9 protein-coding genes, 1 tRNA gene and 2 pseudogenes are annotated in these 26,353 nt (G+C 68.6%); 8 read left to right on the top strand and 4 right to left on the bottom strand.

What is annotated here, in order from left to right:
* Positions 1-4 precede the first annotated feature (4 nt).
* The 3 genes from lat (at position 5) to LKD76_RS24675 (ending at position 5,071) form a co-directional block, all read left to right on the top strand.
* Entirely contained in the window at positions 5-1,387 is a 1,383-nt protein-coding gene (gene lat / locus LKD76_RS24685) for an L-lysine 6-transaminase (protein WP_227983806.1), read from the top strand.
* 92 nt (positions 1,388-1,479) lie between these two features.
* Positions 1,480-1,698 (top strand): MbtH family protein, encoded by a 219-nt coding sequence (locus tag LKD76_RS24680; protein ID WP_227985382.1) that lies wholly within the window; start codon positions 1,480-1,482, stop codon positions 1,696-1,698.
* Between the two features lie 220 nt (positions 1,699-1,918).
* On the top strand, positions 1,919-5,071 hold the full coding sequence (locus tag LKD76_RS24675) for a non-ribosomal peptide synthetase (RefSeq protein ID WP_227983805.1): 3,153 nt from the start codon (positions 1,919-1,921) through the stop codon (positions 5,069-5,071).
* 141 nt (positions 5,072-5,212) lie between these two features.
* Here the strand turns inward: LKD76_RS24675 and LKD76_RS24670 are convergent, their stop codons facing one another.
* Positions 5,213-6,331 (bottom strand): hypothetical protein, encoded by a 1,119-nt coding sequence (locus LKD76_RS24670; protein WP_227983804.1) that lies wholly within the window; start codon positions 6,329-6,331, stop codon positions 5,213-5,215.
* A 27-nt stretch (positions 6,332-6,358) separates the two neighbouring features.
* Here LKD76_RS24670 and LKD76_RS24665 point away from each other — a divergent pair, with 27 nt between their 5' ends.
* Complete coding sequence (locus LKD76_RS24665) at positions 6,359-7,234, top strand: hypothetical protein (RefSeq protein ID WP_227983803.1); 876 nt, start codon at positions 6,359-6,361, stop codon at positions 7,232-7,234.
* 269 nt (positions 7,235-7,503) lie between these two features.
* Here the strand turns inward: LKD76_RS24665 and LKD76_RS24660 are convergent, their stop codons facing one another.
* Positions 7,504-8,400 carry a cation diffusion facilitator family transporter gene (locus LKD76_RS24660; RefSeq protein ID WP_227983802.1) on the bottom strand — a complete coding sequence of 299 codons (897 nt, stop codon included), beginning with the start codon at positions 8,398-8,400 and terminating at the stop codon, positions 7,504-7,506.
* Positions 8,401-8,656: 256 nt separating this feature from the next.
* Between LKD76_RS24660 and LKD76_RS24655 the strand changes: the two genes are divergently transcribed.
* Complete coding sequence (locus tag LKD76_RS24655) at positions 8,657-10,369, top strand: hypothetical protein (protein WP_227983801.1); 1,713 nt, start codon at positions 8,657-8,659, stop codon at positions 10,367-10,369.
* Between the two features lie 36 nt (positions 10,370-10,405).
* On the opposite strand, the gene LKD76_RS32215 is transcribed toward LKD76_RS24655, so the two are convergent.
* Positions 10,406-10,624 carry a hypothetical protein gene (locus LKD76_RS32215; protein ID WP_308188804.1) on the bottom strand — a complete coding sequence of 73 codons (219 nt, stop codon included), beginning with the start codon at positions 10,622-10,624 and terminating at the stop codon, positions 10,406-10,408.
* A 142-nt stretch (positions 10,625-10,766) separates the two neighbouring features.
* Positions 10,767-10,946: pseudogene (locus LKD76_RS32210) on the bottom strand (nitroreductase family protein); the annotation flags it as partial.
* Between the two features lie 135 nt (positions 10,947-11,081).
* Here LKD76_RS32210 and LKD76_RS24645 point away from each other — a divergent pair.
* From LKD76_RS24645 to LKD76_RS24635, 3 genes and pseudogenes are all read left to right on the top strand, one after another.
* Positions 11,082-11,155 (top strand) — tRNA-Met (locus tag LKD76_RS24645).
* Between the two features lie 569 nt (positions 11,156-11,724).
* Positions 11,725-11,937, top strand: a pseudogene (locus LKD76_RS32425) (beta-ketoacyl synthase N-terminal-like domain-containing protein); the annotation flags it as partial.
* A gap of 109 nt (positions 11,938-12,046) precedes the next feature.
* Positions 12,047-26,341 carry a type I polyketide synthase gene (locus LKD76_RS24635; protein ID WP_227983800.1) on the top strand — a complete coding sequence of 4,765 codons (14,295 nt, stop codon included), beginning with the start codon at positions 12,047-12,049 and terminating at the stop codon, positions 26,339-26,341.
* Positions 26,342-26,353 lie beyond the last annotated feature (12 nt).

The following is a 26,353-nucleotide window of genomic DNA, read 5'->3' as shown; positions in this document are numbered from 1 at the left end:
GATCATGTCGACCCGCTCGATATACGACGTCGCCGATTCGCGGCCCACCAATGCGATCGTGCCGCAGTCGGTTCACTCTCGGATCTCGAAACATCAACTGGCAGACGGATTTCCGATTGTGCTGGATGTGCGCAACAGTCACGGCAGCTGGTTGGTGGACTCCGTTACCGGAGACGAATACCTGGATCTGTACACCTTCTTCGCCTCCAGCCCGCTCGGTTTCAATCCGCCGGGATTGGCCGACGATCCAGCGTTTCGTGATCATCTCGCCGAAGTCGCGATCAGCAAGCCCGCCAACGGTGACTGCTACACCACTCATCTGGTCGAATTCATCGAAACGTTCGCACGGGTGCTGGGCGATCCGCAGCTACCGCACCTCTTCTTCGTCGAGGGTGGGGCACTCGCCGTGGAGAACGCGCTCAAATGCGCATTCGATTGGAAGAGCAGGCACAACCAGTTACAGGGCCGTGACCCCGGTCTGGGCACCAAGGTGCTGCACCTGACCTCGGCATTCCACGGGCGCAGTGGCTACACGATGTCACTGACCAACACCGACCCGGGCAAGACCGAACGTTTCCCCCGCTTCGATTGGCCACGAATCGACACCCCCGTGGTTCGCTTCCCGCTCGCCGCGCATCTCGTTGCCGTCGAATCAGCGGAACGTCGGGCATTGGCCCAGGCGGAGGCAGCCTTTCGGCGGCACGAGCACGACATCGCATGTTTCGTCGCCGAGCCGATCCAGGGAGAAGGGGGTGACAATCATATGCGCGCGGAGTTCCTGCAGGCCATGGAGCAGCTCTGCCGTGACAACGACGCGTTGTTCGTCTTGGACGAGGTCCAGACCGGCGGCGGTGTCACCGGCACCGCGTGGGCCTATCAGCAGTTGGGGTTGCAACCGGATATCGTCGCCTTCTCCAAGAAGGTTCAGCTCGGTGGAATCATGGCCGGGCGACGAGTCGACGAAGTGGCCGACAATGTCTTCAATGTCAGCGGCCGGATCAGCTCCACCTGGGGCGGCGGCCTGGTCGACATGGTCCGCTCCACGCGATTGCTCGACATCATCGACAGCAGGGGATTGATTCCCCGCGCTCGGCAGCTCGGTACCCATGCGCTCGATGCGCTCGATGCACTCGCCGCGAGCTATCCGAACTTGGTCAGCAATGTCCGGGGACGTGGGCTGATGTGCGCCTTCGATTTGCCGGGCACGGCCGTTCGAGACGATATGATCCGGCAACTGCTGGTGCAGGAGAAAGTCATCGCGCTGCCGAGCGGCACGAACTCTGTGCGTATCCGGCCCGCGCTGTCGGTCACCGAGGACGAACTCGCCCTCGCCGTCGCGGCGTTCGGTCGTGTGCTGAATCGAATAAGCCGGTCCGGCCACGAATGAATCGTTTGTCGGCGATGGCGATGATAGATTCGATCGAGCTGCCATATCGATGCGGCCGCTCCGGGGAGGAAGTGAAACCAATGGGGGGTATTGTGGTAACCAATCCATTCGATAACGAGGACGGACAGTTCTTCGTCCTTTCGAACGACGAAGAACAGTACTCGTTGTGGCCGTCTTTCGCGGTCGTCCCGGCCGGCTGGCGCATTGTCCTGGGCGCCAGTACACGGGCCGAATGCCTGGCCTTCGTCGAAGAAAACTGGGTCGATATGCGGCCCAGGAGTCTTCGAATTGCAATGTCACCGTCGGATTAGCTGATCGGCGCTGTTGATTGTCGGCGCGAATGCACGATCTCTCGTTGTTCTCGTCGATGGCGGTCGCCATCGAATTGCATTTCGATGCCTACCTCCACTACTGGTCTATTAATCCGTCTTGTGAACAGAGGCAAAAATGAGCTCATCCGATGATCGAATTGTCAGTCTCCAGCCGAATACCGCTCGGTCCGAAGGGGTGGTAGGCGCGCCACTCGAGCCGGTGGGGCTCTCGTCGGGCAGCGCCGAGGGGCCGGTGGCCCTGCTCGACGATGCTGACCGGCAGCGGGTGCTGGTCGACTGGAACGACACGGCGATGGTGGTGGCGGACAAGACGATTCCGGAGTTGTTCGCCGAGCGGGTGCGGTCGGCGCCGGACGCGGTGGCGGTGGTGTGTGGCGAGGTATCACTCACCTACCAGCAACTCGATATCCGTTCGGATCGGCTTGCTCATGCGTTGGTGGCGCATGGTATCGGTGCGGATTGTGTTGTGGCGGTGGCATTGCCACGGTCGGCCGATTTCATCGTGGCATTGCTGGCGGTGGTGAAGGCGGGTGGGGCGTATCTGCCCATGGACCCGGGTTATCCGCTGGACAGATCGAAACTCATCCTCGACGACGCCGCGCCCGCGGTGGTGATCACCGACGCCACGATCGAGTCCGCTCTGCCCCGCCCGGACATCCCTCGTTTGCTCGTCGGTGACAGCGGTATCGATAGCGCCGAGGCGATCGATGTGTTCGCGCCGGCCGCGCGGGTGCGGCCGGACAACCTGGCTTATGTGATCTATACCTCCGGCTCCACCGGGATGCCGAAGGGTGTGGCCATTACGCACCGCAATGTGGCGAATCTGGTGGGGCAGGCGTGGACGATCGGGTCCGAGGATCGTGTGCTGGCCCATTCGTCGGTGGCCTTCGACGCTTCCACATATGAAATCTGGCCGGCCCTCGCCGGGGGCGGTGCCGTCGTGTGCGCCCGGCAACAGCGTTCCGACGTCACCGAGATGGCGCACCTGATCGAGACGCATCGGATCACGAGGATGTTCGCGACGCCGGCACTGCTGTCGGCCTTCGTGGAGTTCGTCGAATCACTGCCCGGCAACCCCGTCGAAAGCCTGGAGTGGATAGGAACCGGGGCCGACGTCCTGCCACCCGCTGTCGCCGCCCGTCTCGACGCCGCGCTCCCGGACGTGCGACTCCACAACATGTACGGGCCGACGGAGGCGACGGTGTTTTGTGCGGCGGCGGTGTTGGGTGTGGGGGGTGGTGTTGGTGGTGTGCCTATTGGTGGTCCGGTGGGGAATGTGCGGTTGTATGTGTTGGGTGTGGGGTTGGAGCCGGTGGCTGTGGGGGTTGTGGGTGAGTTGTATGTGGCGGGTGTGCAGTTGGCTCGGGGGTATTGGGGTCGGGCTGGTTTGACGGCGTCGCGGTTTGTGGCGGATCCGTTCGGTGTGTCGGGGGGTCGGTTGTATCGGACGGGTGATTTGGTGCGGTGGGGTGTTGATGGGGAGTTGCGGTTTGTGGGGCGTGTTGATGATCAGGTGAAGGTTCGGGGTTTTCGGGTGGAGCCGGGTGAGGTGGAGGGGGTGTTGTTGTCTCATCCGTTGGTGTCGCAGGCGGTGGTGGTGGCGCGGGGTGGTGGTCGGTTGGTGGGGTATGTGGTGCCTGACCACACCACCGAAGCCGTCGGCTCCGATGACGCCGTGGCGGGCGCGGGGCAACTGGTCGAGCAATGGCACCGCATCTATGACGATCTGTACTCCGGTGCGGAATTCTCCGACGACAAGCAAGCACTGGGCTTCGGTGCGGATTTCAGTGGTTGGAACAGCAGGTACTCGGGTGCCGCGATTCCCGTCGAGCAGATGCGCGAATGGCAATCGACGACGGTGGATCGGATCCGCGGTGTGGGCCCGGGGCGTGTGCTCGAGATCGGCGTGGGATCGGGATTGCTGATGTCGCAATTGGCCCCGGAGTGTGCGGAGTACTGGGCCACCGACTTCTCGGCTGTGACGATCGAGCGGCTCGGGCGCGGGCTGCGAGAGTTGGACGCCGACTGGGCTGACCGGATTCATCTGCATGTCCGGGCGGCCGACGACATGTCCGGACTACCCGAAGGCCATTTCGACACCGTGGTCGTGAATTCCGTTGTCCAATACTTCCCGGGCGAAAGCTATCTTCGGAAGGTTGTCGCGCAAGCGTTGCGCCTGCTGGTTCCCGGTGGTGCCCTGTTCATCGGCGACGTCCGGAATCTGACCTCGATCGAGGAGTTCGCGACCGAGGTGGCGATCGCCCAGGGCGGCGGAGACGATCCCCGGGCCGTACGAGAACGGGTGCGCCGCAGTGTTTCCGCCGAACAGGAGCTGCTGGTGGCTCCGGAGTACTTCCCGGCACTGGCCAGGGTGCTCGATGAGATCGCAGCGGTGGACATCGCCGTCAAACGTGGTGTGTCGGTGAACGAGCTGACTCGGTATCGCTACGACGTCGTGCTGCGCAAAGGTCCGGTGCGGGTGCTGTCGTTGGGTGAGGTGCCCCGGACGCGGTTCGAAGACCGCGCCCACCTCGAGTCCTCACTGCGGAGCCGACGGGGCGGGTGCTTGCGCGTCACCGGGATTCCGCACGCCGGCCTGGTCGACGCGGTTTCGGCGGCACAACGTATCCGTGCTGGTCAGCCGGTAGACGGCAGCGAGTCACTGGGTAAGGAAGTCATGCTGCCCGAGGCCGCGGAACGCTTGTCCGGACTCTTGCCCGAAGATCTACACGCTCTGGGGCGCCGACTGGGTTTCACCACCGCGGTCACCTGGTCGGCGCAACGGGGCTGTGTCGAAGCGGTATTCGTGGATTCCGCGGTGGCCGAGGGAAAGCATCTGACCGATGTCTACACCACAGCGGCGCCGCCCGACGACCTCACGCGATACACCAACAACCCGCAGGCCGGTCTGCTGGCCGCCGCGGTCCGTCGTTTTGTGGGTGGGCGGTTGCCGGGGTTCATGGTGCCGTCGGTGGTGGTGGTGTTGGAGGAGTTTCCGTTGACGGTGAGTGGGAAGTTGGATCGGGGGGCGTTGCCGGATCCGGTGTTTGTGTCGGGGGTGGGGTTTCGGGCTCCGGGTGATGAGTTGGAGCGGGTGTTGGTGGGGTTGTTCGGTGAGGTGTTGGGGGTGTCGGGGGTTGGGGTGGATGACAGTTTTTTCGATTTGGGTGGGCAGTCGTTGTTGGTGACGCGGTTGGTGGGTCGGATTCGGTCGGTGTTGGGGGTGGAGGTTCCGATTGTTGTGGTGTTCGAGGCTCCGACGGTGGCGGAGTTGAAAGGCCGGTGGGCGGAATTCGCTCGATCACGCCGACCGGCACTACGCACGATGAACCGTACTGCGGCCCATCATTGATTCACGGTCGGCCCGGTCCCGAGCGGGGCGTCCTCGCTGCCTTCAGCGGTGTCCCCCGGGCCGAGATCCGCGGTGTTCTGCTGCGCTTCACGGTCGACCCGTTCGATTCGGTATCGAATTTCTCGAATACTGTCCGCGTGCTCATTTCCGATCATCTCGATCTTCTGAGCCCAGTTCATCTCTCCCCCTGGTTTCCGGTTCTTCGGGTTCGTCCTCCGCCGCTGGTTCGGTTCTCTCGGCGGGGGTGTAGCGGATTTTCGGGCGATGCTCCCCGTCCTGCTCTCCACGAGTAGTAGAGCCGGGCGCTCCGAAGAAGCCACCGGACGGTGTGGCAGGTGCCCCGTGTGATGGTGCTTCGCTCACGGCCGCCGAGGCGCCTGTGATGGTCGCGCTCGGCGCGCCGCCGGACACCGGAGCGTGGTTCGCCGACACGGCGACGCCACGCTGTTGCGGCGCATCGGAATCGGAAAGGGCGGCTTTCGCGGGTTGTGCGGTGGGAGGACCGGCCGTACCGGTACCCGTACCCGCGGGATGATCGTTGTCCGGAACGCCCGCGGGATCGGTGTGATGCTCGACGAGTTTGTCGATGTGCTCCGCAGCGTCGACACCTTCCTTGACCAGGCCGGTGATCCCATCGCCGCCGACGACGTCCTTGAACGCCTCCCCGAAGTCCTTCACTGTCTCGCCGACAGCCTGCAACGGCGAGCCCAGCTTATCGAGGAGGTCCGGAATGCTGCCGGTGATCCGGCTTACCGCGGTGACCATGTTGGCGATATCACCCGGCCGCCATTCGCCGACCTTGCCCATGTCGGTGACGGCCGGTTGATCTTTCGAGTCCTTGTCTTCGGCGTCCTTGTCCTCCGAGTTCTTCTGCCCTTTCTTTTCGCCCGCGTCCGTCTTCTTCGTCTTTTCGTCCTTTTTCGTTTTCGTGCCATCGGCATCTGTGGACGAGGAGATCGGCCTCGCGGTGGCCGCGGCCACCACGACCGAATGGGCCGGGCCGGCACTGCCCGTCGAGTCGTCGGCGGTCCCGCCGCCAGAGGTGGTGACCGGACTCGGTTGAGACGCAGGTTGTGTCGTGTTCGTGGTGAGCGCCGAAGCGACGGTGCTCACCGCATCGGAAGTCGGCGCCGGGCCGCTGAACAGGGCCAGTGCTCCTGCGGTCGGCGGCTGTGTAGTGCCCAGATCGGTAGTGGGCGATGGGTGACCGCCGGGCGAGTTGTACTGCGGCCGGTCCGCACTTTCGAGGGCCTCGGCCAATTGCCCGTACAGTCCGTCGACAGCAGTGTGCGTGGCGTCGGACAGCGCGGTGAATGCGGCTACCCGACCGTCCATCGCGGGGACGAATACATTGTCGAGCCACCGGGTGGCGTATTCAGCCGGGTCGTCGTCGGTGCCGATCTCGGTGAGAATGTCACGTACCTTCGCCCGCTGCTCATCACGATCGGCACAGCCATCGAAATCACCGCGGGCGTAGGAAATGAGCCGATCGATGTCGTCGCAGGTCTTGGATGCGACGAGATCGGTGGAGAAATCGATGCGGACGGCGTCGGCCTTCGTGCGCACAATGTTTTCCAGCTGATCGGCAGCTGTCGAGATCGTCCGTGCGATGTCGGACAGACTCCCGTGCTCTCGGCCGACCTGCTCGCTGATTCGCTGCACCAACTGAGCCGCGTTGTCAGCGCCGGACGAACCGGACCACCGCACGGGCAGATCATCGAGCCGAGCCTGCTGAATCTCGATATGGCTGCCGAGGTCTCCCACCAGCTCCTGATCGATTGCCGTGGCAACGGCGCGGAGGGCGCTCACATCCATACCGCGCTGCTGGTTGTACCTGCCGGCCAGCGCGTCCGGATCGCCATCCGACGGCACAGCCCCGGTCCACGACTTGTATCTCGGAGTGAAGGACGCGAAGAAATTCAAACCCTCCAGGCCGGTATCCAGTATTCGGTCGATATCGGTAGCGGCGGAATCGCTGTGCCTCATGCGATCACGCCCTGTGTCGACCCGAATCCGGTCGCGGATTCGTCATCTACCCGGCCGTGCACAGTTGCCGCTACCTCGAGAGCCGAACCCGTATCGTTCACGCAATTGGCCCACATGAACATCCGGGAGCTTATCCCCGCCAACCCGGCTGCGATCCGATCGCCGTGGGTGCCGTAGTCGCGACCCGCGCTGGCCCGGTCGAAGCCGCCGGTCGCGGTCGCGACCCTGTGAGCGGCATCGTTCACTCGATTCGCCGACCATCGCAGGTCGCCTGAAATGGCCTGCACCGCAGGCACATCCATCTCCACAGAGTCCCCCTACTCCTGGTTTGTTCGGCCACCATCGGAATCCACCCCCCAGTGGCCACACCGGCCGAAGGCTACCGCCGCGGCCGTGAAACGACAAGACCTATAGGGCTTTTCGCACAGGCAGGAGTCGGTGTGTGCTCAGTTGTCCCACTGGACCCAGCGGCGCTGTGCCGTGAACACGACCGATGTCGAGTGGTGGTAGCCCACCGCGGTCAGACTCCGCTGGATCTCGGCGCGCACGGCATCGAAGGAGCCGACATCACGGTGCGGAGTATCGGGGCCCAGGACGAAGGCGAATTCGAGGTCGAGCCGACTGCCGACGGTGCCGGCGCGCACCAGCGATTCGTCGAATCCGTACTCCGCCCGGATGTCCTCGCAGATCCGCTGCACCTGCGAGAGCACCGGGGCCGGAGCGGCCATGGTGAGGATCTCCCGAAACGCGCCGCGGAACAGCCGGACCGGGATCCAGAGGTAGATCATCGACACGATGATCACCAGTGCCGGGTCCACATAGCGCGCCGCCACCTCGTTGCCGGCTCGGACCAGTGCGACGGCCACGGCGAACCCGGCCAGTGTCACCAGGCTCAACGCCGCGTCCCCGGCCCATTCGGCGGCTTCGGCCCGCACCAGCCCCGACCCGGATCGGGAGGCGCGGAGCAGGACCAGCGCGACCACGACACTCAGGAGCGATGCCGTGATCGCGTACACCAGCGCCGACACGGCCGATACCGCCCGGCCGCCGTGCAGAATCTCGCGGACGGCGTTCACCGATCCGTAGACGCACAGTCCGCCGAGGGCGGTCGCCTTCACCACGATCGCGACCGGCTCCCATGTCTCCCGGCCCCACGGATACGACGCGTCGGGCCCCTTGGCCACGATCCGATGCGCGGCCACCGATATCGCCGAGAGGCCGACGCTGACGAGTGAATACAGGCCGTCGAAGACGATCATCTGCGATCCGGCGGCCAGGCCCCAGACCAGGGCCATCACCACGAACACCACCGAGGCCCACAGGGAGAAAGCCAGAGCGCGCATAACCGGTCACGCTACGACGCGGCCACCCCGGGCGGGCGTGGATTCGATCAGCCACGCCGACGCCGGGCACCCCGTGGCGGCGGGGGACGTCGCGAGCTCGCTGCGATCGATGTGCGGGATCGGCACGGTGAGAGCGAGATTCTCATACAATCACAGACGTGTTGTCGTGATCGGTGCCGACGGTGCTCCCGACGGCCGAGTCCGGAACGCGCGTTGCGGTTCGATGACGCGACAGCGGGCTCGAAGGGATGGGCACATGCGGATTCGGCGAAACGGAATGTCCGCGTTGGTGATACCACTGGCGGTGCTCGCCGCGAGCATGCCCGCCGTGTTCCCGGTCGCCGCGGCCGAGGGGGCGGGCCGGTCGGAGACGGTCTACTCGACGTCGTCCGCGGTGGCCTCGGTCGTCTCCTCGGTGGTAACCCTCACGGTACCGCTGCCACCGGACGGCCCGCCCCATCCCGCGGCCTGCGACACGCTGTCCTATCTGCGCTGGCGCTCCGCGGACGGGCCGATTGCCTCGGGTGATGCCGACCGCGTCCTGGTCGCGCAGCCCGGCATCTTCGAAGGGGCCGGCGCGTTCGACAGCGTTGCGCGCAACACGGTGTCACAGGCCGCCGAACGGGGTGAGCACATCGAGTTCTGGGCGCTCGATCGGCGGTCGAACTGTCTCGAGGATCACACCGGGGTGCGGGCGGCGCTGCGGACCGGGTCGTTCGACACCGCGACGGACTACTACTTCCACGGCGCGCAGATCGACGGCCGGCGATTCCCGGGCTATGCCGAGGGGCAGGCGACGGAGTGGTTGCGGGCGCAAGGCCTGGCCCGCACACTGCGCGACGAATACGAGGTCCTGCGAATCGAATTCCCGGATCAGCGCGTGCGCAAGCAGAAGGTGCTCTGTGGCGGGCACTCGCTGGGCGGGTTCATCACCGGCTACTTCGCGGAGTGGGATTTCGACGGTGATCCGGCCACCACCGATGACGCCGGATACAACCAGTGTTCCGGCTATTTCGCGCTCGACACCACCGTCGCGGCCGGGCTGAGCCTGCGTGGGATCCAGGTCCCGGACCTGCCCGCGCCCTTTGCCGGACCGGTGGAAGACGGTGCGCTGCAGCTGGATACCGCGTTGCCGGTGCTGCGGCTACCCGCGGTGATCAATCCGGAGACCACCGGTCTGCTGGCGCTGGCAGGTCTGGCGGCGCGGTTACGGCCCGACGGTGTGAACGATCTGGTCGATCGGCTGCCGGACAATCCGAATATCACCTGGACGCTACGGACGTTGCTGGCGCAGAACCCCGCGATGTTCGCGACCGGAATCCCGGATGTGCGGCGGCTGTACGCGACCAACGAGGCGGTCCTCGGCGCACTGTTGGACGACAATTCGCAGCCGCTGGGATTCCTGCAGGCCAGTGTCGGATTCGTCACCGGTGGGCCGGTGGGGCCCAAGACATTTCCGGTGCCGGACGCGATCGCGCACAGCCCGCTGGCGATGAACATGTTCGGCGACGCGCCGAAAGTCTCGCCCGCCGTGTACGACCCGGATACGGTCTATCGGTGGGCGGACTACGACGACATCGGGGCGCTGTCGGCGCCCGAAGCCGCCCCCTATACCGCGCCCGGTAACGAGGTGACCGCCATCGGCGAGCTCGCGAGCAGCCTGTGTGAAGCGCCGCTCGATTTCACCGAATGGTATTTCCCGAGCCGGCTCGCGCTCGATCTGCAACAGGGTACGGCGCCGTCGTTCGCGCACAACCACATTCACCTCGACGGGGTGAACCGCAATCCGATCCGCACCTTCCGCGGCAGCGGCGGCATCGCCGTCGCCGACTCGGGAAATCCGCTCGACCGGGTGACCGAACTACCCGGTTACAACCACATCGACGTGCTCACCGCCGCCGCCCGCCAGAACTACGGGCAACCCGAACAGGTTTCGGCCGGGCTCGCCGATTTCGCCGCCGGCCGCTGAACGCCGGCTCCGAGCACGGCAGGCGCCCACGGGTCCTCACCGCGACGGTAATCCCCGCCGGTGCAACTGTTCTCGAAGTGTGTGGCGGCCCCTCAGGCTGTCGCGATCGCGGAGGCGGCCGAGGACGACGCTGATCCAGCCCGACGACCGGCCGTGCTCGCGGTTGTATTCGACGAGGCGGGAGTCGTATTCGCCGATCGCGTCGTCGCCGGCGGGGTCGTAGACCTCCCGATGCAGGACGGTGCGCTGCGGCAAACGCGGCTTCACCCCGGCCGATTCGTCCGAGGTCGGCCAGCCACACCAGCAGCAGCAGCGCACGGCGAATGAAGTCCTGATCACCGGCGAGGGTGGCCAGCCGGACGCGCCGGGCCGGTTCGCGCACCGCCACGACGCTCCACGCCTGCAGATTCGACGAGGTCGACGCGGACTGGGCGGCGGCGACGATCGCGGTCAATTCCTCGTCGCCGACCGGTGCGTCGAGAAAGGCGCGCACGGAACGATGTGCCAGCTGCAGTTCGATCACCGCATTGGTTCGTGACAGCGAGGTCAGGGCGGGATCGCGATAGCGCTCGCGCATTGGATGGACGTTCGTAAGGGTCAGCGGGCCAGTCTCGCGCGCTGCCGTGGGTACGGCCATCGTTGCGATCATCATGAGCCGACGACGTCGCGTTTTGGTTTTTTCGGGGTCGTTGCGTAGTGTTGTGTCTACCGACGCGGGGTGGAGCAGCTCGGTAGCTCGCTGGGCTCATAACCCAGAGGTCGCAGGTTCAAATCCTGTCCCCGCTACTACGAAAGCGGCTCCGGAATCACAGATTCCGGAGCCGCTTTTTCCATTTGTCCGAATTTATCGGAAAATTCAGATTTTCATAGTTTCGAACGGACTGGATCGAGGCGGTCATACAACCCTGACGTGGGGTTGTTAACTCACTCTTCCCATTGTTGACAAGTCTGAGATCGGCCAAATACTGTGCGGTAACAACGGCTTGTGTGCTGTCATACGAAAATCGGAAAGGGATCATTGTGTCAACCCACATCGCACTGTCGTAGGTGTTACGTACGCTCCGCGTTCGGGCAGTACCTTCTGTCGCGCGCGTCTCAGCATCGTCATATGTCTTGTAGCACTTCCGTCTTCGGCGGCTCGCAATCACCCGCTCTGCCGAGGTCATTACTTTCGCGCCGTGGCGACAACGCCGAATCGAGGCCGCGCGGTCCTCGGGCCAGTCCCCGGCATCGACGGAAAATACGGAGTTTCGTGACCGTCCGGCGGGGGTAGAAGATCGGAACTCGCCGTCCACGTACATATTCCACATTCGGTGTGGTGAGGTCGCGAGTTAGTGCATGACGAAGGGTAGTCAGTGGTGACCGGATCGGCATTTGCCGTTGCTGTTGTCGGTATGTCCTGCAGAATGCCGGGCGCCGCCGATCTGGACAGTTTCTGGCAGTTGCTCCGGGACGGGCGTGCCGCGATCTCGCCCGCGCCCGCGGGGCGGGAGAACATCACCGAGCGGGCGGGATTCATCGACTCGCCGGACGATCTCGACGCGGAGTTCTTCGGTATCCCACCGGGCGAGGCGCGCGCGGATCGACCCGCGACAGCTGCTCGCACTGGAGCTGAGCTGGCACGCCCTCGAGAATGCGGGCCTGGCCACCGCCGCGCGCGAAGCCCGGCGGTGTGGTGTGTTCTTCAGCGGCGCCGGAACGGATTCCGCCGCGCATCGCGTCTCGAACTACTTCGGTTTCACCGGACCGAGCATCCCGGTCGGTGGGTCCCGGGTGTCGTCGCTGGCCGCGGTACATCTGGCGTGTGCGAGCCTGCGCGATGGTGACAGTGAGCTGGCGCTGGCCGGCGGCCTGAACCTGATTCTGTCGCCCACCGGCAGCGAGCCCGGGCTCGTGCGCGGCGAAGGCGGCGGCGTGGTGGTGCTGAAACCACTGGAACGTGCGGTCGAGGACGGGGATCGCATACACGCGGTGATCCGCGGCAGTGCGGTCGACGCCGGCCACGAGCTCGACGGGCCCAGCGCGCGGGCGGCGGTGATCCGCGCGGCGCTGACCGCGGCGGGTGTCGAGCCGTACTCGGTGCAGTATGTCGAATCGCCCGGCGCCGGAACGCCTGCCGATGATCCGGTCGGCGCGGCCGCGCTCGGTGAGGGCTACGGCCCGGATCGCGCGCAGGACGCGCCGTTGGCGGTCGGATCGGTGGCGTGGAATATCGGGCATCTGGAAGACGCGTCGGGCATCGCGGGTCTCATCAAGACCGTGCTGTGCCTGGCCCGTGCCGAATTGGCGCCCGGACCGAACCTCGAGTCGCCGACTCCGCTCGTCGATCGGGGTGGTTTACGCGCTGTCACCGAGGGCGGGACCTGGCCCGCCGCCGACATTCGCAGGGCAGGTGTGTCGTCGTTCGGAACGGACGGATCGGCTGTCCATGTGATCGTGGAGCAGCCGCCTGCCCCCGTATCCGCCGCGGTCACCGGCGCGACCGGTCCGGTGGCGTGGGTGCTGTCGGCCCGCAGCGAGGAGGGCGTGCGCGCGCAGGCGGCCCGGCTGCGGGAGTGGCTGCTGCGGCATCCGGAGCATGCGGTGGGCGACGTGGCGCACGCACTGCTGACCACCCGAGCTCAGCTCGAATGGCGTGGCGGTGTCGCCGGGCGGGATCGAGAGGAGTTGCTGGCCGGTCTGGCCGCCCTCGCCGACCCGGTCGCCCCCGCGGTGGCGATCGAGCCGGTCCTCGGGCGGGCCGGGCAGCGGCGGGTCGCGTTCGTCTTCCCGGGCAACGGCACCCAGTGGGAAGGAATGGCCCTCGGGCTACTGGATTCGGGCGGGGTGTTCGCGGAGTCGATCGCGGACTGTCAAGTCGCGCTGGCGCCCTATGTGGACTGGTCACTGACGGCGGTGCTGCGCCGCGAATCGGGTGCGCCCGCGCTGGATCGCGTGGATGTGGTGCAGCCGGCGCTGTTCGCGGTGATGGTTTCCCTGGCCCGGATGTGGCAAGCGGCCGGTGTGGAGCCGGACGTGGTGATCGGCCACTCCCACGGCGAGATCGCCGCCGCCCACATCGCCGGTGGGCTGTCGCTGCCGGATGCGGCGCGGGTGGTGGCGCTGCGGTCGCGGGCGCTGGCCGATGAGCTGGCGGGACACGGGGGTATGGCCGCGATCGGACTCGGGGCGGATGCGGTCCGGGAACGGCTGCGGGTCCACGGGGATCGGCTGACGCTGGCCGCGGTGAACGGACCGGCGCAGTGTGTGGTGTCCGGTGCGGTGGCCGCGCTGGCGGAATTCCTCGCGGAGTGCTCCCGCGACGGCGTGTGGACCCGAAGGGTCCCGATCGATTACGCCTCCCATTCTCCGGCGATCGAGCGGATCCGTGACCGGCTGCTCGCTGAACTGGCGCCGATCCGGCCACGATCCGGGGCGGTGCCGTTCATGTCGACGGTCGTCGCCGGGCGACTGGATACGGCGGAACTGGGCGCCGAGTACTGGTATCGCGGCGAGCGCGAACCGATTCGGTTCGCCGAGGCGGTCGCGGCGCTGATCGCGGACGACATCAGCGGATTCATCGAGGTCAGCCCGCATCCGGTGCTCGGGATGGGGATCGAGTCCGCCGCGGTGGCCGAGGATGTGGCCGTGGTCGGATCGCTGCGACGCGACCAGGGCGGGCCGCAACGGTTCCTGGCATCGCTGGCACAGGCCTACTGCGCCGGTGTGCGGGTGGATCCGGGTGCGTTGAGCGCCGGCGGCGCACGGGTCGACCTGCCGCCGTACGCCTTCGAGCGCCGCGACTCTCGCGCCGGTGCACCGGCCGTCGCCGACCGCCTCGACGGGACCGAGGACGGCGGGCGGGCCGACGGGCCGCTGGCCCGGACACTGCTGACCTACCCCGAATACCTGCGTGCGACAGTGGTTCTCGACCTGGTCCGGGAGCACGCCGCCGCGGTACTGGGCCACGATTCGCCCCGATCGATCGACCCCGATCTGCCGTTCACCGCGCTCGGCATCGATTCGGCCGGTGGCGTGGAGTTGCGGAACCGGCTGCTCCAGGCCACCGGTCTGCCGTTGCCGGCCTCGCTCGTCTTCGACCATCCGACCGCGAACGCGGTCGCGGCACTGGTGCGCGCGCGGGTCACCGGTGCGCATCGAACCGCGCGTCGAGTGTCGCGGCGGGCGAGCACCGAGGACCCCATCGCCATCGTCGGCATCGGCGCGCGATTCCCGGGAGGGGTGCGCTCCGCCGAGGACCTGTGGGAGCTGATGCACGCGGGCCGGGACGTGATCGGCGAGTTCCCCGCCGACCGCGGCTGGGATCTGGACCGGCTGTTCGACGAGGACCCCGGCAAACCCGGCACAGTCTACACGCGACACGGTGGATTTCTCGACGGTGCCGGCGATTTCGATCCCGGCTTCTTCGGCATCAGTCCTCGCGAAGCGCTCGCGATGGATCCACAGCAGCGGCTGCTGCTGGAGACCTCCTGGGAGGCACTGGAAGACGCGGGGATCGATCCGATGTCGTTGCGGGGCAGCGACACCGGCGTATTCACCGGCGCCTGCGCCTCGGGCTACTCCGACCGGGTCACCGGCGACCTCGAGGGCTACCGGCTGACCGGTACCTCGCACAGTGTCGTCTCGGGCCGCATCGCGTACGTGTTCGGGCTGGAAGGCCCGGCGGTGACGGTGGATACGGCGTGCTCCTCGTCACTGGTCGCGGTACACCTCGCGTGCCGGGCGCTGCAACACGGTGACAGCTCGCTGGTACTGGCCGGTGGCGTGACCATCGCGGCCGGTCCGGAGCTGTTCGTGGACTTCGCCCGGCAGCGCGGCCTGGCGCCGGATGGCCGCTGTAAGGCGTTCTCCGCCGCCGCCGACGGGGTGGCGTGGTCGGAGGGCTCGGGTGTGCTCGTGCTCGAGCGGCTCTCGGACGCGCGGCGGCTCGGCCACGACGTTCTGGCCGTGATTCGCGGTAGCGCGGTGAATCAGGACGGGGCGAGTAACGGCCTGAGCGCGCCGAACGGTCCGTCGCAGGAACGGGTGATCGCGCAGGCCCTCGCCGACGCGGGGATCACGGCCGCCGATGTGGATGCCGTGGAGGCGCACGGGACCGGCACGGCACTGGGCGATCCGATCGAGGCGCAGGCTTTGATCGGGGCCTACGGACAGGATCGCGGCGACCGGGAACCGCTGCGGATCGGTTCGCTGAAGTCGAATATCGGCCATACCGTGGCCGCTGCCGGGGTAGCGGGTGTGATCAAGATGGTGCAGGCCATGCGGCATCAGCGGTTGCCGCGGACGCTGCACGCCGAAACACCGTCGCCGCATGTGGATTGGGCCGCGGGCGCGGTGCGTCTGCTGACCGAAGCGGAGCCGTGGCGGGCCGGGGATCGGGTGCGCCGGGCGGGTGTGTCGTCCTTCGGAATCAGTGGCACCAATGCGCATGTGATCCTCGAAGAAGCGCCGATCGCACCGACAGCGGATCTCGAAGACGCTGCGGGACAGTCGAATACGGCCGTCGTACCACTGGTGGTATCGGGCCGGGGCGAGGCGGGCCTGCGGGCACAGGCCGCCCGGCTGCGGGAGTGGCTGTACCAGCGGCCGGAGATCGATGTCGTGGATGCGGCCCATGCGCTGGCGACGTCGCGGGCGCAACTGGATTCGCGCGGTGTGGTGTTCGGCCGCGATCGGGACGACGTGCTCGCGCGGCTGGCGCTGCTCGCGGCCGGGGGAACCGATCCCGATGTGATCGAAGGTGTCGCCGCGTCGGGGCAGACGGCCTTCCTGTTCACCGGTCAGGGCGCCCAGCGGGCCGGGATGGGCGCCGGACTGTACGTGGCGTTCCCGGTATTCGCCGAGGCGCTGGACGCGGTGTGCGACCGGTTGGATTCGGAGCTGCGGCACGCTGATCCGGTGGCCGGCGGGCCCTCGTCCGCGCCGTCCCTGCGGGAGGTGATGTTCGACGGCGCCGGCGTGCTGGATCGGACGGAGTTCACCCAGCCCGCGTTGTTCGCCTTCGAGGTGGCGCTGTATCGCCTGCTGGAGTCGTTCGGCGTCACCCCGGATGTGCTGATCGGTCACTCGATCGGCGAGGTCGCGGCGGCGTACGTCGCGGGTCTGTGGTCGCTGCGCGACGCGTGCCGGCTGGTGGCAGCGCGAGGCCGTCTCATGGGCGCGCTGCCCGAGGGCGGCGCGATGCTGGCCGTCGGAGCGTCCGAGACCGAGGTGCGCGCGGTTGTCGACCGGTTACCGGGACGGGTGTCGGTCGCCGCGGTGAATGCGCCCGCGGCCCTGGTGGTCTCGGGGGACGAGGACGCGGTGGCCGAGGTCGAGGCGCGGTTCGCCGAGCGTGGCGCGAAGACGTCACGGTTGCGGGTCAGCCACGCCTTCCACTCGCATCGAATGGCGCCGATGCTGGCCGAATTCGAAACCGTCGCACGGGATGTGACCTACCACCGGCTTCGGCTGCCGGTGGTATCCACCATCTCCGGTCGGCTCGGCGGGGACGAGATGGCCGACCCCGCCTACTGGGTTCGGCAGGTCCGGGCCGCGGTGCGGTTCGCACCCGGGATCGAGACGCTGGTCGCCTCGGGAGTGCGGCGGTTCCTCGAGGTGGGGCCCGACGCGGTGCTGGCGGCGATGACCCGGCAGACGCTTCCGCCGGAGGTGGCCGCGGACGCGGTGGTGACCGCGGCCGGGCGCCGGGATCACGATGAGCTTCGGCAGTTCTCGTCCGCACTGGCGCGCGCCCACGCCTCGGGGGTGCGAGTGGACTGGGCACCTCTGATCGGGCGCCGGGCGATGCGGCGAGTCCCGTTGCCCACCTACGCGTTCCGGCGCCAACGCTTCTGGCTGCCGCCGCGTCCCGAAGGCGCCGCCGCCGGACATCCGTTGCTCACCGGTGTGGTGCCGGTGGCCGGTACCGACGAGTTCGTGTTCACCGGCCGGTTCTCGCTGTCGACCGAACCGTGGGTCGCCGACCACCGGACCTACGGCACGGTGGTGCTGCCGAGCGCGGCCCTGGTCGAATTCCTGCTCGCCGCGGGGGCCCGCATCGATTGCGGCGTCGTCGAGGAGCTGACGCTGGAGGCTCCGGTGGCGCCGTCGGAGGGCGACGAGGTCGATCTCCAGGTGTCGGTGGGGGAGCCGGATCCGGCCGGGCGGCGACAGTTCGGCTTCCACTTCCGTCGGGCGGGCGAGTGGGTGCGCAACGCCAGTGGTGTCCTGGCGCCCTCGTGGGACGGCGACGACGCGCTGCTGGACCGGCTGCGCGAGGAAGCCTGGCCGCCGCGCGACGCCGAAAACCTGGACCCCGCGGAGATTCCCGAGCGGATCGCGCGCGTATCCGGACTCGAATACGGACCCGCGCTGATCGGTGTCGACGCGGCCTGGCGGCGGGGCGATACGGTCTTCGCCGAGATCACCCTGGATACCTCGGCCGCGCCCGAACCGGAGCGGTACGACCTGCATCCGGCCCTGCTCGACCAGGTACTGCACGCCGGGCTGGCCGAACTGCTCTGGCGTGATCAGGACCCCGATCCGGACTTCGGCAGACTGCTGTTCCGCTGGGGCGGCGCTCGACTGTACCGGCCGCCTGCCCGGGCCGCGACGACCCTGCGAGTCATCGCCACCCGGAGTGGGCCGGAGACGATCTCCGTGGCGGCCGTGGTCGGTTCGGGTGATCCCGTGGTGTCCGTCGACGCGGTCGTGATGCGGCCCTACGACGTGACGCGGTTGCGCCGCACGCCGGCCCAGGATGCCGCGGACCTCTACGAGGTGCGCTGGACGCCGGTGCAGGCGCCGAGTGCGCCCGCACTCGCGATGTCGGTCCTCGGCTCGGAGCCGATCGCCGGGATCGATGCCCACGGTGCGAATCCTGCCGAACTCGCTGCGGCACAGCGGATTCCGGATGCGGTGATCTGGCGGCCGGAGATCGGTGCCGGAGATCCGGTGGTCGTGCGTGGTCTGCTGGAAACGGCTCTGGCGACGGTGCGGGCGTGGCTGGCCGAGGATCGCCTCGCCGACAGCCGGCTGGTCGTGATGACCGCGAACGGCGCCGCGCTCCCGGACGAGACGCCGGATCTCGCCGCGGCGGCCGTCCGGGGCCTGCTGCGCAGCGCGCAATCCGAATATCCGGACCGGTTCGTGCTCGTCGACACCGATCCCGCCGTCGGTGGGCACGAGGATGTTCCGGCGCTGGCCGGCGCGGTGATCGCGACGGGTGAATCGCAGGCGGCGGCGCGCGCCGGAGCATTGCTCGTGCCGCGGCTGGTGAAGTCCCGCGCCGACGGTTCGTCTCGCCCGTCCGGCACGCCGGGCCGATCCTTCGGCGCGGGCACCGTCCTGATAACCGGTGGAACCGGCGGCCTCGGCGCGCTGGTGGCCCGGCATCTGGTCACCGCGCACGGCGTTCGTCATCTGCTGCTGGTGTCGCGGCGTGGCGAAGCCGCCGAGGGCGCGGCCGAACTGGTGTCGGAACTGTCGGAATCCGGTGCTGTGGTGCGGGTGTCGGCCTGCGATGTCGGCGATCGGGAAGCGCTGCGCGGGCTGCTCGAATCGATACCGGCCGATCGTCCGCTGACCGGTATCGTCCACGCGGCGGGTGTGCTCGACGACAGCACGATCGCGGGCCTCACCGCCGGGCAACTGCGGCGCGTGTTCGGTGCGAAGGCGGAGGCCGCGGGCCATCTGCACGAACTCACCCGTGATCGTGAGCTGTCGGCCTTCGTACTGTTCTCGTCGGTCGCGGCGACGATCGGATCGGCGGGACAGGGTAACTACGCGGCCGCCAACGCGTTCCTCGACGCTCTCGCGCAACGCCGCCGGGCCGACGGACTGCCCGCGACCTCGGTGGCGTGGGGGCCTTGGAGCTCGGCGAGCGGTATGACCGGTGGCCTGGATCGCAGCGCCGTCGCCCGCTGGGAAAGGCTCGGCCTGTACTCCCTGGGGCACGACGACGGTCTGCGACTGTTCGATGCGGCGCTCGATCACGGCGCGGCGCACTCGGCGGCCCTGCGCTTCGATCCGGCCGAGTTGCGCCGCCAGGCGAGCAACGGCTCGGTACCCGCGATACTGCGCGATTTCCTGCCCCGCGTCGCGAACCGCGCCGCGGCACCGTCGAATTCGCTGAGCGTCCGGCTGAGCCGAGTGCCGGAGGCCCGGCGCGCCGAGGTGGTGCTCGACCTGGTCCGGGAGCACGCGGCAGCGGTGCTCGGACACGGCTCCGCCGCGGACATCGGCCCCGGCGAGCGCTTCGACGCACTGGGATTCGACTCGCTCGGCGGGGTCGAATTCCGCAACCGGCTGTCGCAGGCCACCGGTGTGCGGCTGCCGTCCACCCTGGTCTTCGACCATCCCACCGCCACCGCTGTCGCCACCCTGCTGCGGGCCACCATCGAGGGCGCGAATTCCGCTACCGGGCCGGCGCGGGTGCCGCACCGCACCCACGTGGACGAACCCATCGCGATCGTCGGTATGGCCTGCCGGTATCCCGGCGGCGTCGAATCACCGGATGCGCTGTGGGATCTGGTCGCTTCCGGTGGGGACGCGACCGGCGATTTCCCGTCGGATCGTGGCTGGAATCTGCGGCGGCTGTTCGATCCGGATCCGGATAGGCCGGGCACCGTCTACACCCGGCGTGGCGGATTCCTCTACGACGCGGGGGATTTCGATCCCGCCTTCTTCGGGATCGGTCCACGCGAGGCGGCGGCGATGGACCCGCAGCAGCGGTTGCTGCTGGAGGTGTCGTGGGAAGCGCTCGAGCGCACCGGAATCGATCCGACATCCCTGCGCGGGACCGACACCGGCGTCTACACGGGTGTCATGTATCAGGACTACGAGGCGGTGACGGGTAAGGCCGGGCCCGAGGTCGAAGGGTATGTCCTCACCGGTGGCCTGGGCAGTGTGGCATCCGGTCGGGTGGCCTACGCGCTGGGTCTGGAAGGACCCGCGATGACCGTGGACACCGCGTGTTCGTCGTCGCTGGTGGCGCTGCATCTGGCCTGCCAGGCGCTGCGCCGGGGGGAGAGCTCGCTGGCGCTCGTCGGTGGTGCGACGGTGATGGCGACCCCGATGGTGTTCCAGGAGTTTTCGCGCCAGCGCGGCCTGGCCCGCGACGGCCGGTGCAAATCGTTCTCGGCCGCGGCCGACGGCGTCGCCTGGTCCGAGGGCGCCGCGGTGCTGGTGGTGGAACGGCTGTCGGACGCGCGCCGCCTCGGGCACGACGTGCTGGCGGTGGTGCGTGGCACCGCCGTCAATTCCGACGGCGCCAGCAATGGCCTGACGGCGCCGAACGGACCCGCACAACAGCGGGTGATCGAGTCGGCGCTGACGAATGCCGGTGTGCGACCGGAGGATGTGGACGCGGTCGAGGCGCACGGAACGGGAACGGCCTTGGGCGACCCGATCGAGGCGCAGGCGCTGATCGCCACCTACGGGCGCGACCGCGCGGGTGAACCGCTACAGCTCGGTTCGCTCAAGTCGAACATCGGTCATACGCAGGCGGCCGCGGGTGTCGGCGGTGTGATCAAGATGGTGCAGGCGCTGCGGCACGAGACGCTGCCGTCGACCCTGCACGTGGAATCCTTGTCGCCGCACGTGGATTGGTCGGCGGGCTCGGTGCGGGTGCTGACCGAAGCGCGGGCGTGGCCGGTCGGCGACCGGCCACGCCGGGCCGGTGTGTCGGCGTTCGGGATCAGCGGCACCAATGCGCACGTGATCCTCGAAGAGGCTCCCGCCCACCCGGTTTCGGTGCCGGAACCGGGGCCGACCGGGCGGGATGCCGACGTGGCCGCCGTGCCGTGGACGGTATCGGCCCGGTCGGCAGAGGGCCTGCGGGCCCAGGCGGAGCGGTTGCGGGCGTGGGTGGCCGACCACCCGGAGGCCGACATCTGGTCGGTGGCACGGTCGCTGACGGATACGCGCGCACTGCTCGACCGCCGGGCCGTCGTCGTCGGCCGGGATCGGGACGAATTGCTCGCGGGTCTGGCAGAGGTGGCCGCGGGTGCGCCGGGCACCATCGAGGGGACGGCGGGGCAGGGGAAGACGGCGTTCCTGTTCACCGGTCAGGGCGCGCAGCGGGCGGGGATGGGTGCGGGCCTGTACGCGGCGTTCCCGGTGTTCGCCGCGGCGCTGGACGAGGTGTGCGCGGAGCTCGATCCGCTGTTGGAGACCCATTACTCCACGGCGAGCTCGAAGGAGCTGATGTTCGCCGGCGCCGACGGCGTGCTGGATCGGACCGAGTTCACCCAACCGGCGTTGTTCGCGTTCGAGGTGGCGCTGTTCCGTTTGCTCGAATCGTTCGGTGTCACACCGGATCTGCTGATCGGGCATTCGATCGGCGAGCTCGCGGCGGCGTATCTGGCCGGGGTGTGGTCGCTGCCGGACGCGTGCGCGCTGGTAGCGGCCCGCGGCCGGCTGATGGGCGCGCTGCCCGAAGGGGGCGCGATGCTCGCGGCCGCGATACCCGAGGCCGAGGCGGTGCGGGTGCTCGGCGACTACGGCGACCGGGTGTCGCTGGCGGCGGTGAACGGGCCCTCGTCGGTGGTGCTGTCCGGACTCGCGTCCGCGCTGGACGAGATCGGTGACCGGCTCGCCGGACAGGCGGTGCGGACCTCCCGGCTGCGGGTCAGTCACGCCTTCCACTCGGTGCTGATGGAGCCCATGCTCGACGAGTTCCGCGCTGTCGCACAGGGGGTGACGTATCGGGAACCGCTGTTGCCGATCGTGTCGAACCTGTCGGCGGCTCCGGTCGCGGCCGAGATGACCGATCCGGAGTACTGGGTCCGGCAGGTGCGGGGATGCGTCCGGTTCGCGCCGGGCATCGAGACCCTGATCGAATCGGGCGCGCGGCGATTCGTGGAGATCGGGCCGGATGCGGTGCTGGCCGCCACGACTCGGCAATGTCTGGCCGAGACCCCGGCCGTGGAAGCCAAGTCGATCGTGATCGCGACCGCGCGGCGCTCGGGTGACGAATCGGCACAGTTCGTATCCGCGCTGGCACAGGCCGCTGTCGTCGGTATCGGGGTGGATTGGTCGCCGCTGTACGCGGGCCGCTCCACTCATCGAACGACGTTGCCCACCTACGCCTTCCAACATCGCCGCTATTGGGCGCGGCCGGTCGGCACGCCGGATCTGTGGGAGTCGGGCCTCGACGATGCGGGCCATCCGCTGTTGAGCGCGATGGTGCGGCTCCCGGATTCCGAGGAAGTGGTGTTCACCGGCCGGCTGTCGCGGGCCGCGCAGCCCTGGCTGGCCGACCATGCCGTCACCGGCGTGGTGCTGCTCCCCGGAGCCGCTCTCGTGGAGCTGGCCCTGCACGTGGGAGTCATGGTGGACTGCCCACGACTGGCGGAACTGGTGATCGAGGCCCCGCTGCCGCTGCCGGATACCGGGTCCGTCGATGTGCGGGTGGTCGCCGGGGGACCGGATGCCGCCGGCGCCCGAACGATAGCGGTGTACTCGCGGCCCGTCGGCGAGACCGCCGACCCGGCGAGCGGCGACGCGGCACAGTGGATTCGACACGCGAACGCGACGGTGACGGCCGAACCGGACACGGCTCCGGGAGATTCCGGCCCGCTGAGCCCGCCGCCCGCGGACGCGACGGCGATTGCGATCGAGCACGCCTACGCCGAACTGGCCGAGCGGGGCTACGAGTACGGACCGGCGTTCCGCGGGCTCACCGCCCTGTGGGCACGCGACGGTGAGGTGTTCGCCGAGGTCGCGCTGCCGGAGCAGACCCGGTCGGAGGCCGCGAAATTCGGTGTGCACCCGGCACTGCTGGATGCCGCGCTGCACGCGATTCTGGTCGGCGGGCTGGTCCCCGCCGATGCGGTCGCGGTCCCGTTCTCCTGGGAGAACATCGCGCTGTACGCGACCGGCGCGACAACGGTGCGTGTCCGTGCCGCCGTCACCGGCTCCGGCCCGGGTGGGGTGCGGGTCACCGTGCGCCTCGCCGATTCGGCGGGCACTGCGGTGGCCGATATCGAGGCACTGACGTTGCGGCCCCTGCCGCCCGGCGCGCTGCGCTCGGCGCCCCGGCGCGGAGACGGCATCGGCTACGAGCTGAACTGGATCGCACTGCCCGAGCCTGCCGGGCACGCGGACGAAAGCACGCGACAGGGACAGGGCACAGCTCTCGCGCACGATTTCGGCGGTAGTCACGCCGGTCATCGCGACCTGCCCGCGTCCGGGTTCCCCGACGGCGAGGAGACCGTGACCGTCGCGGGGCGGGACGCGACGGTGGTGCGGATCGACGCCCGGCTGTGGGATGAGCTGTCGCGCACCGGCTCCGAGGTGGTCGACGGCGATCTCCCCTCGGTGGCGACGGACGTGCTCGCCGCACTCGTGGCACGACTGCGGCTGCTGGTGTCCGAGGACCGGCTCCTCGTCGTGGTGACGCGGCGCGCGGTCGCGGTGCATCCGCACGAACCCGTGGATCTGCGCACCGCGGCGGTGTGGGGTCTGCTGCGTACCGCGCAGAGCGAGAATCCGGACCGGATCATCCTCCTCGACGTCGAGGACTGGGCAGACTATCGGCCCGTCCTCCGAGCGCTGGTGACAAGCGATGAGCCGCAGCTGGCCGTGCGGCACGGGCAGGCCTGGGTGCCGCGCCTGAACAGTGCTGATTCGAACGCCCTCACGCTGACCTCCCGCGATACCGTGGGGTGGGCGCTGACGCTGCGCGGCAAGGGCACACTGACCGCGGACAACTTCGCCCTCGAAGCGGACCCGGATGCCTCGCAACCCCTGGCGCCGGGCCAGGTCCGGGTGAGTATGCGGGCGGTCGGCCTGAATTTCCGGGATGTGCTGATGGCGCTGGGCACCTACCCCGACGCGCGGGCCCGGCCCGGCGGTGAGGGAGCCGGCGTCGTCCTGGAGGTCGCACCGGATGTGACCGAATTCGCCTGTGGTCAAAGGGTTTTCGGGTTGATACCGGGTGTCGGATCGATCGCGGTGGTGGATCGGCGACTGCTCGCGCCGATGCCGGACGGCTGGTCGTTCACCCAGGCCGCGGCGATTCCGATCGTCTACGCGACCGCCTATTACGGCCTGGTCGATCTGGCCGCGGCGCGGCCCGGCGAGACGCTGCTGCTGCACGCGGCGACCGGTGGTGTCGGTCTCGCGGCCGTGCAGCTCGCGCGGCACCTGGGCCTGCGATCGCTGGTCACCGCCAGCGAGCCGAAGTGGCCTGTGCTGCGCGAGCTGGGCTTCACCGACACCGAGATCGGCGACTCGCGCACGCTGGATTTCGAGCGGAAGTTCCTCGACGTCACCGGCGGTCGCGGGGTGGACATCGTCCTGGATTCGCTGGCCGGCGAATTCGTGGACGCGTCGTTGCGACTGCTGCCGCGCGGCGGACGGTTCGTCGAGATGGGCATGCTGGACCGGCGTGACCCGCACGAGGTGGCCGCCGCGCATCCGGGTGTGGATTACCGCAGCTTCATGCTGATGGAGGCGGGCCCGGATCGGCTGCACCAGATCCTGACCGCGCTGGTCGAGCTCTTCGAGGCCGGAGCCCTGTCGCCGTATCCGGTCACCGCGTGGGATCTGCGTCAGGCGCCGGACGCCTACCGGTACCTGAGCCAGGCCCGGCACATCGGTAAGAACGTGCTCACCCTGCCGGCGCCGCCTCGGCCCGAGGGCACCGTCCTGATCACCGGCGGCACCGGTGGATTGGGCGCGGTGGCCGCACGGCACCTGATCACCGCGCACGGTGTGCGCAGACTGGTGCTGGCCGGTAGGCGGGGCCCGGACGCGCCCGGCGCGGCCGAGCTCGCCGCCGAGCTGACCGCGCTCGGTGCGCAGGTGCGGGTGGTCGCGTGCGACGCCGCCGACCGGGCCGCGCTGGACGCCGTGCTGGCGGCGATACCGGCCGGGCATCCGCTGACCGCCGTCGTCCACGCGGCGGGTGTGCTGTCGGATGGGCTGCTCGCCACCATGACACCGGAGCAGTTCGAGACGGTGTTGCGGCCCAAGGTGCACGCGGCCTGGAACCTGCACGAGGCGACGAAGGACCTGGAGCTGTCGGCGTTCGTGCTGTACTCCTCGATCTCGGGCGTGATCGGCAATCCGGGCCAAGCGAACTACGCGGCCGCCAACGCCTTCCTCGACGCGCTGGCACAACACCGGCGACTCGGCGGCCTGCCCGCGACCTCGGTGGTGTGGGGCCCCTGGGAACAGAGCGGTGGCATGACCAGCGCGCTCGGCGCGGCCGATCTCGCCCGCCTGCGGCGTGCGGGGCTGCTGCCGCTCGGCGACGAACACGGGATGGAACTGTTCGACGCGGCACTGGCCGGCGGGCGTGCGACGTTCGTGGCGGCCCGGATCGACCGCGCCGCGCTCGGCGAGGGGCACCCCGATGCGGTGCGGCCGGTCATGCGCGACCTGTCGCGACCACCGGGCCGGCGGGTGATCACCGTGACGAACGAGTCGGCGGCGAGCGAACAGACCTCGTCGCTGGCTGCCCGGCTGCTCGATCGCCCGGCCGAGGAACAGGAACGCGTGCTCCTCGGCGTGATCCGGGCCGAGGCCGCGGCCGTGCTGGGACACAGCAGTGCGGCGGCGACCCCTCCGGACAAGCCGTTCAGTGACATCGGATTCGACTCGCTCGGCGTGATGGAGTTCCGCAACCGGCTGAAATCGGCTGCCGGCGTGCAGTTGTCCGCCACCGCGATGTTCGACCATCCCACCCCGGAAGCGCTCGCCGCTCACCTGCGCCGCGAGCTCGTCCCCGCCGATGATCCGGCGGAACGTATTGCGGCCGAGCTCGATTCGCTGGCACGCGAGTGTGCCGCGGCCGAGCTGTCGGCCGGGGAGCGGGCGGATATCGCCGGGAGGCTGACCGCGCTGTTGCGTGAACTCGAAGGCGGCGACACCGCCGCCTCCGGTTCGAAGGCCCCGCCCGGCCCGGGGCGCGACGGTGGCGCCGACGATCTCGACACCGCGGACGACAGGGAGCTGTTCGACTTCATCGACAACATCAGCTGAAGCACCTCCTGT

The organism is Nocardia spumae (assembly GCF_020733635.1).
GTDB classification, from domain to species: Bacteria; Actinomycetota; Actinomycetes; order Mycobacteriales; family Mycobacteriaceae; genus Nocardia; species Nocardia spumae.
Note: the sequence above shows the minus strand (reverse complement) of the source record. Positions and strands in the feature narration are given on the sequence as shown.

Bases quoted from the DNA above. Each gene is read 5' to 3' on its own strand.
- LKD76_RS24655 (WP_227983801.1), top strand. From the start codon at position 8,657: ATGCGGATTCGGCGAAACGGAATGTCCGCGTTGGTGATACCACTGGCG.
- lat (WP_227983806.1), top strand. From the start codon at position 5: ATGTCGACCCGCTCGATATACGACGTCGCCGATTCGCGGCCCACCAAT.
- LKD76_RS24660 (WP_227983802.1), bottom strand. From the start codon at position 8,400: ATGCGCGCTCTGGCTTTCTCCCTGTGGGCCTCGGTGGTGTTCGTGGTG.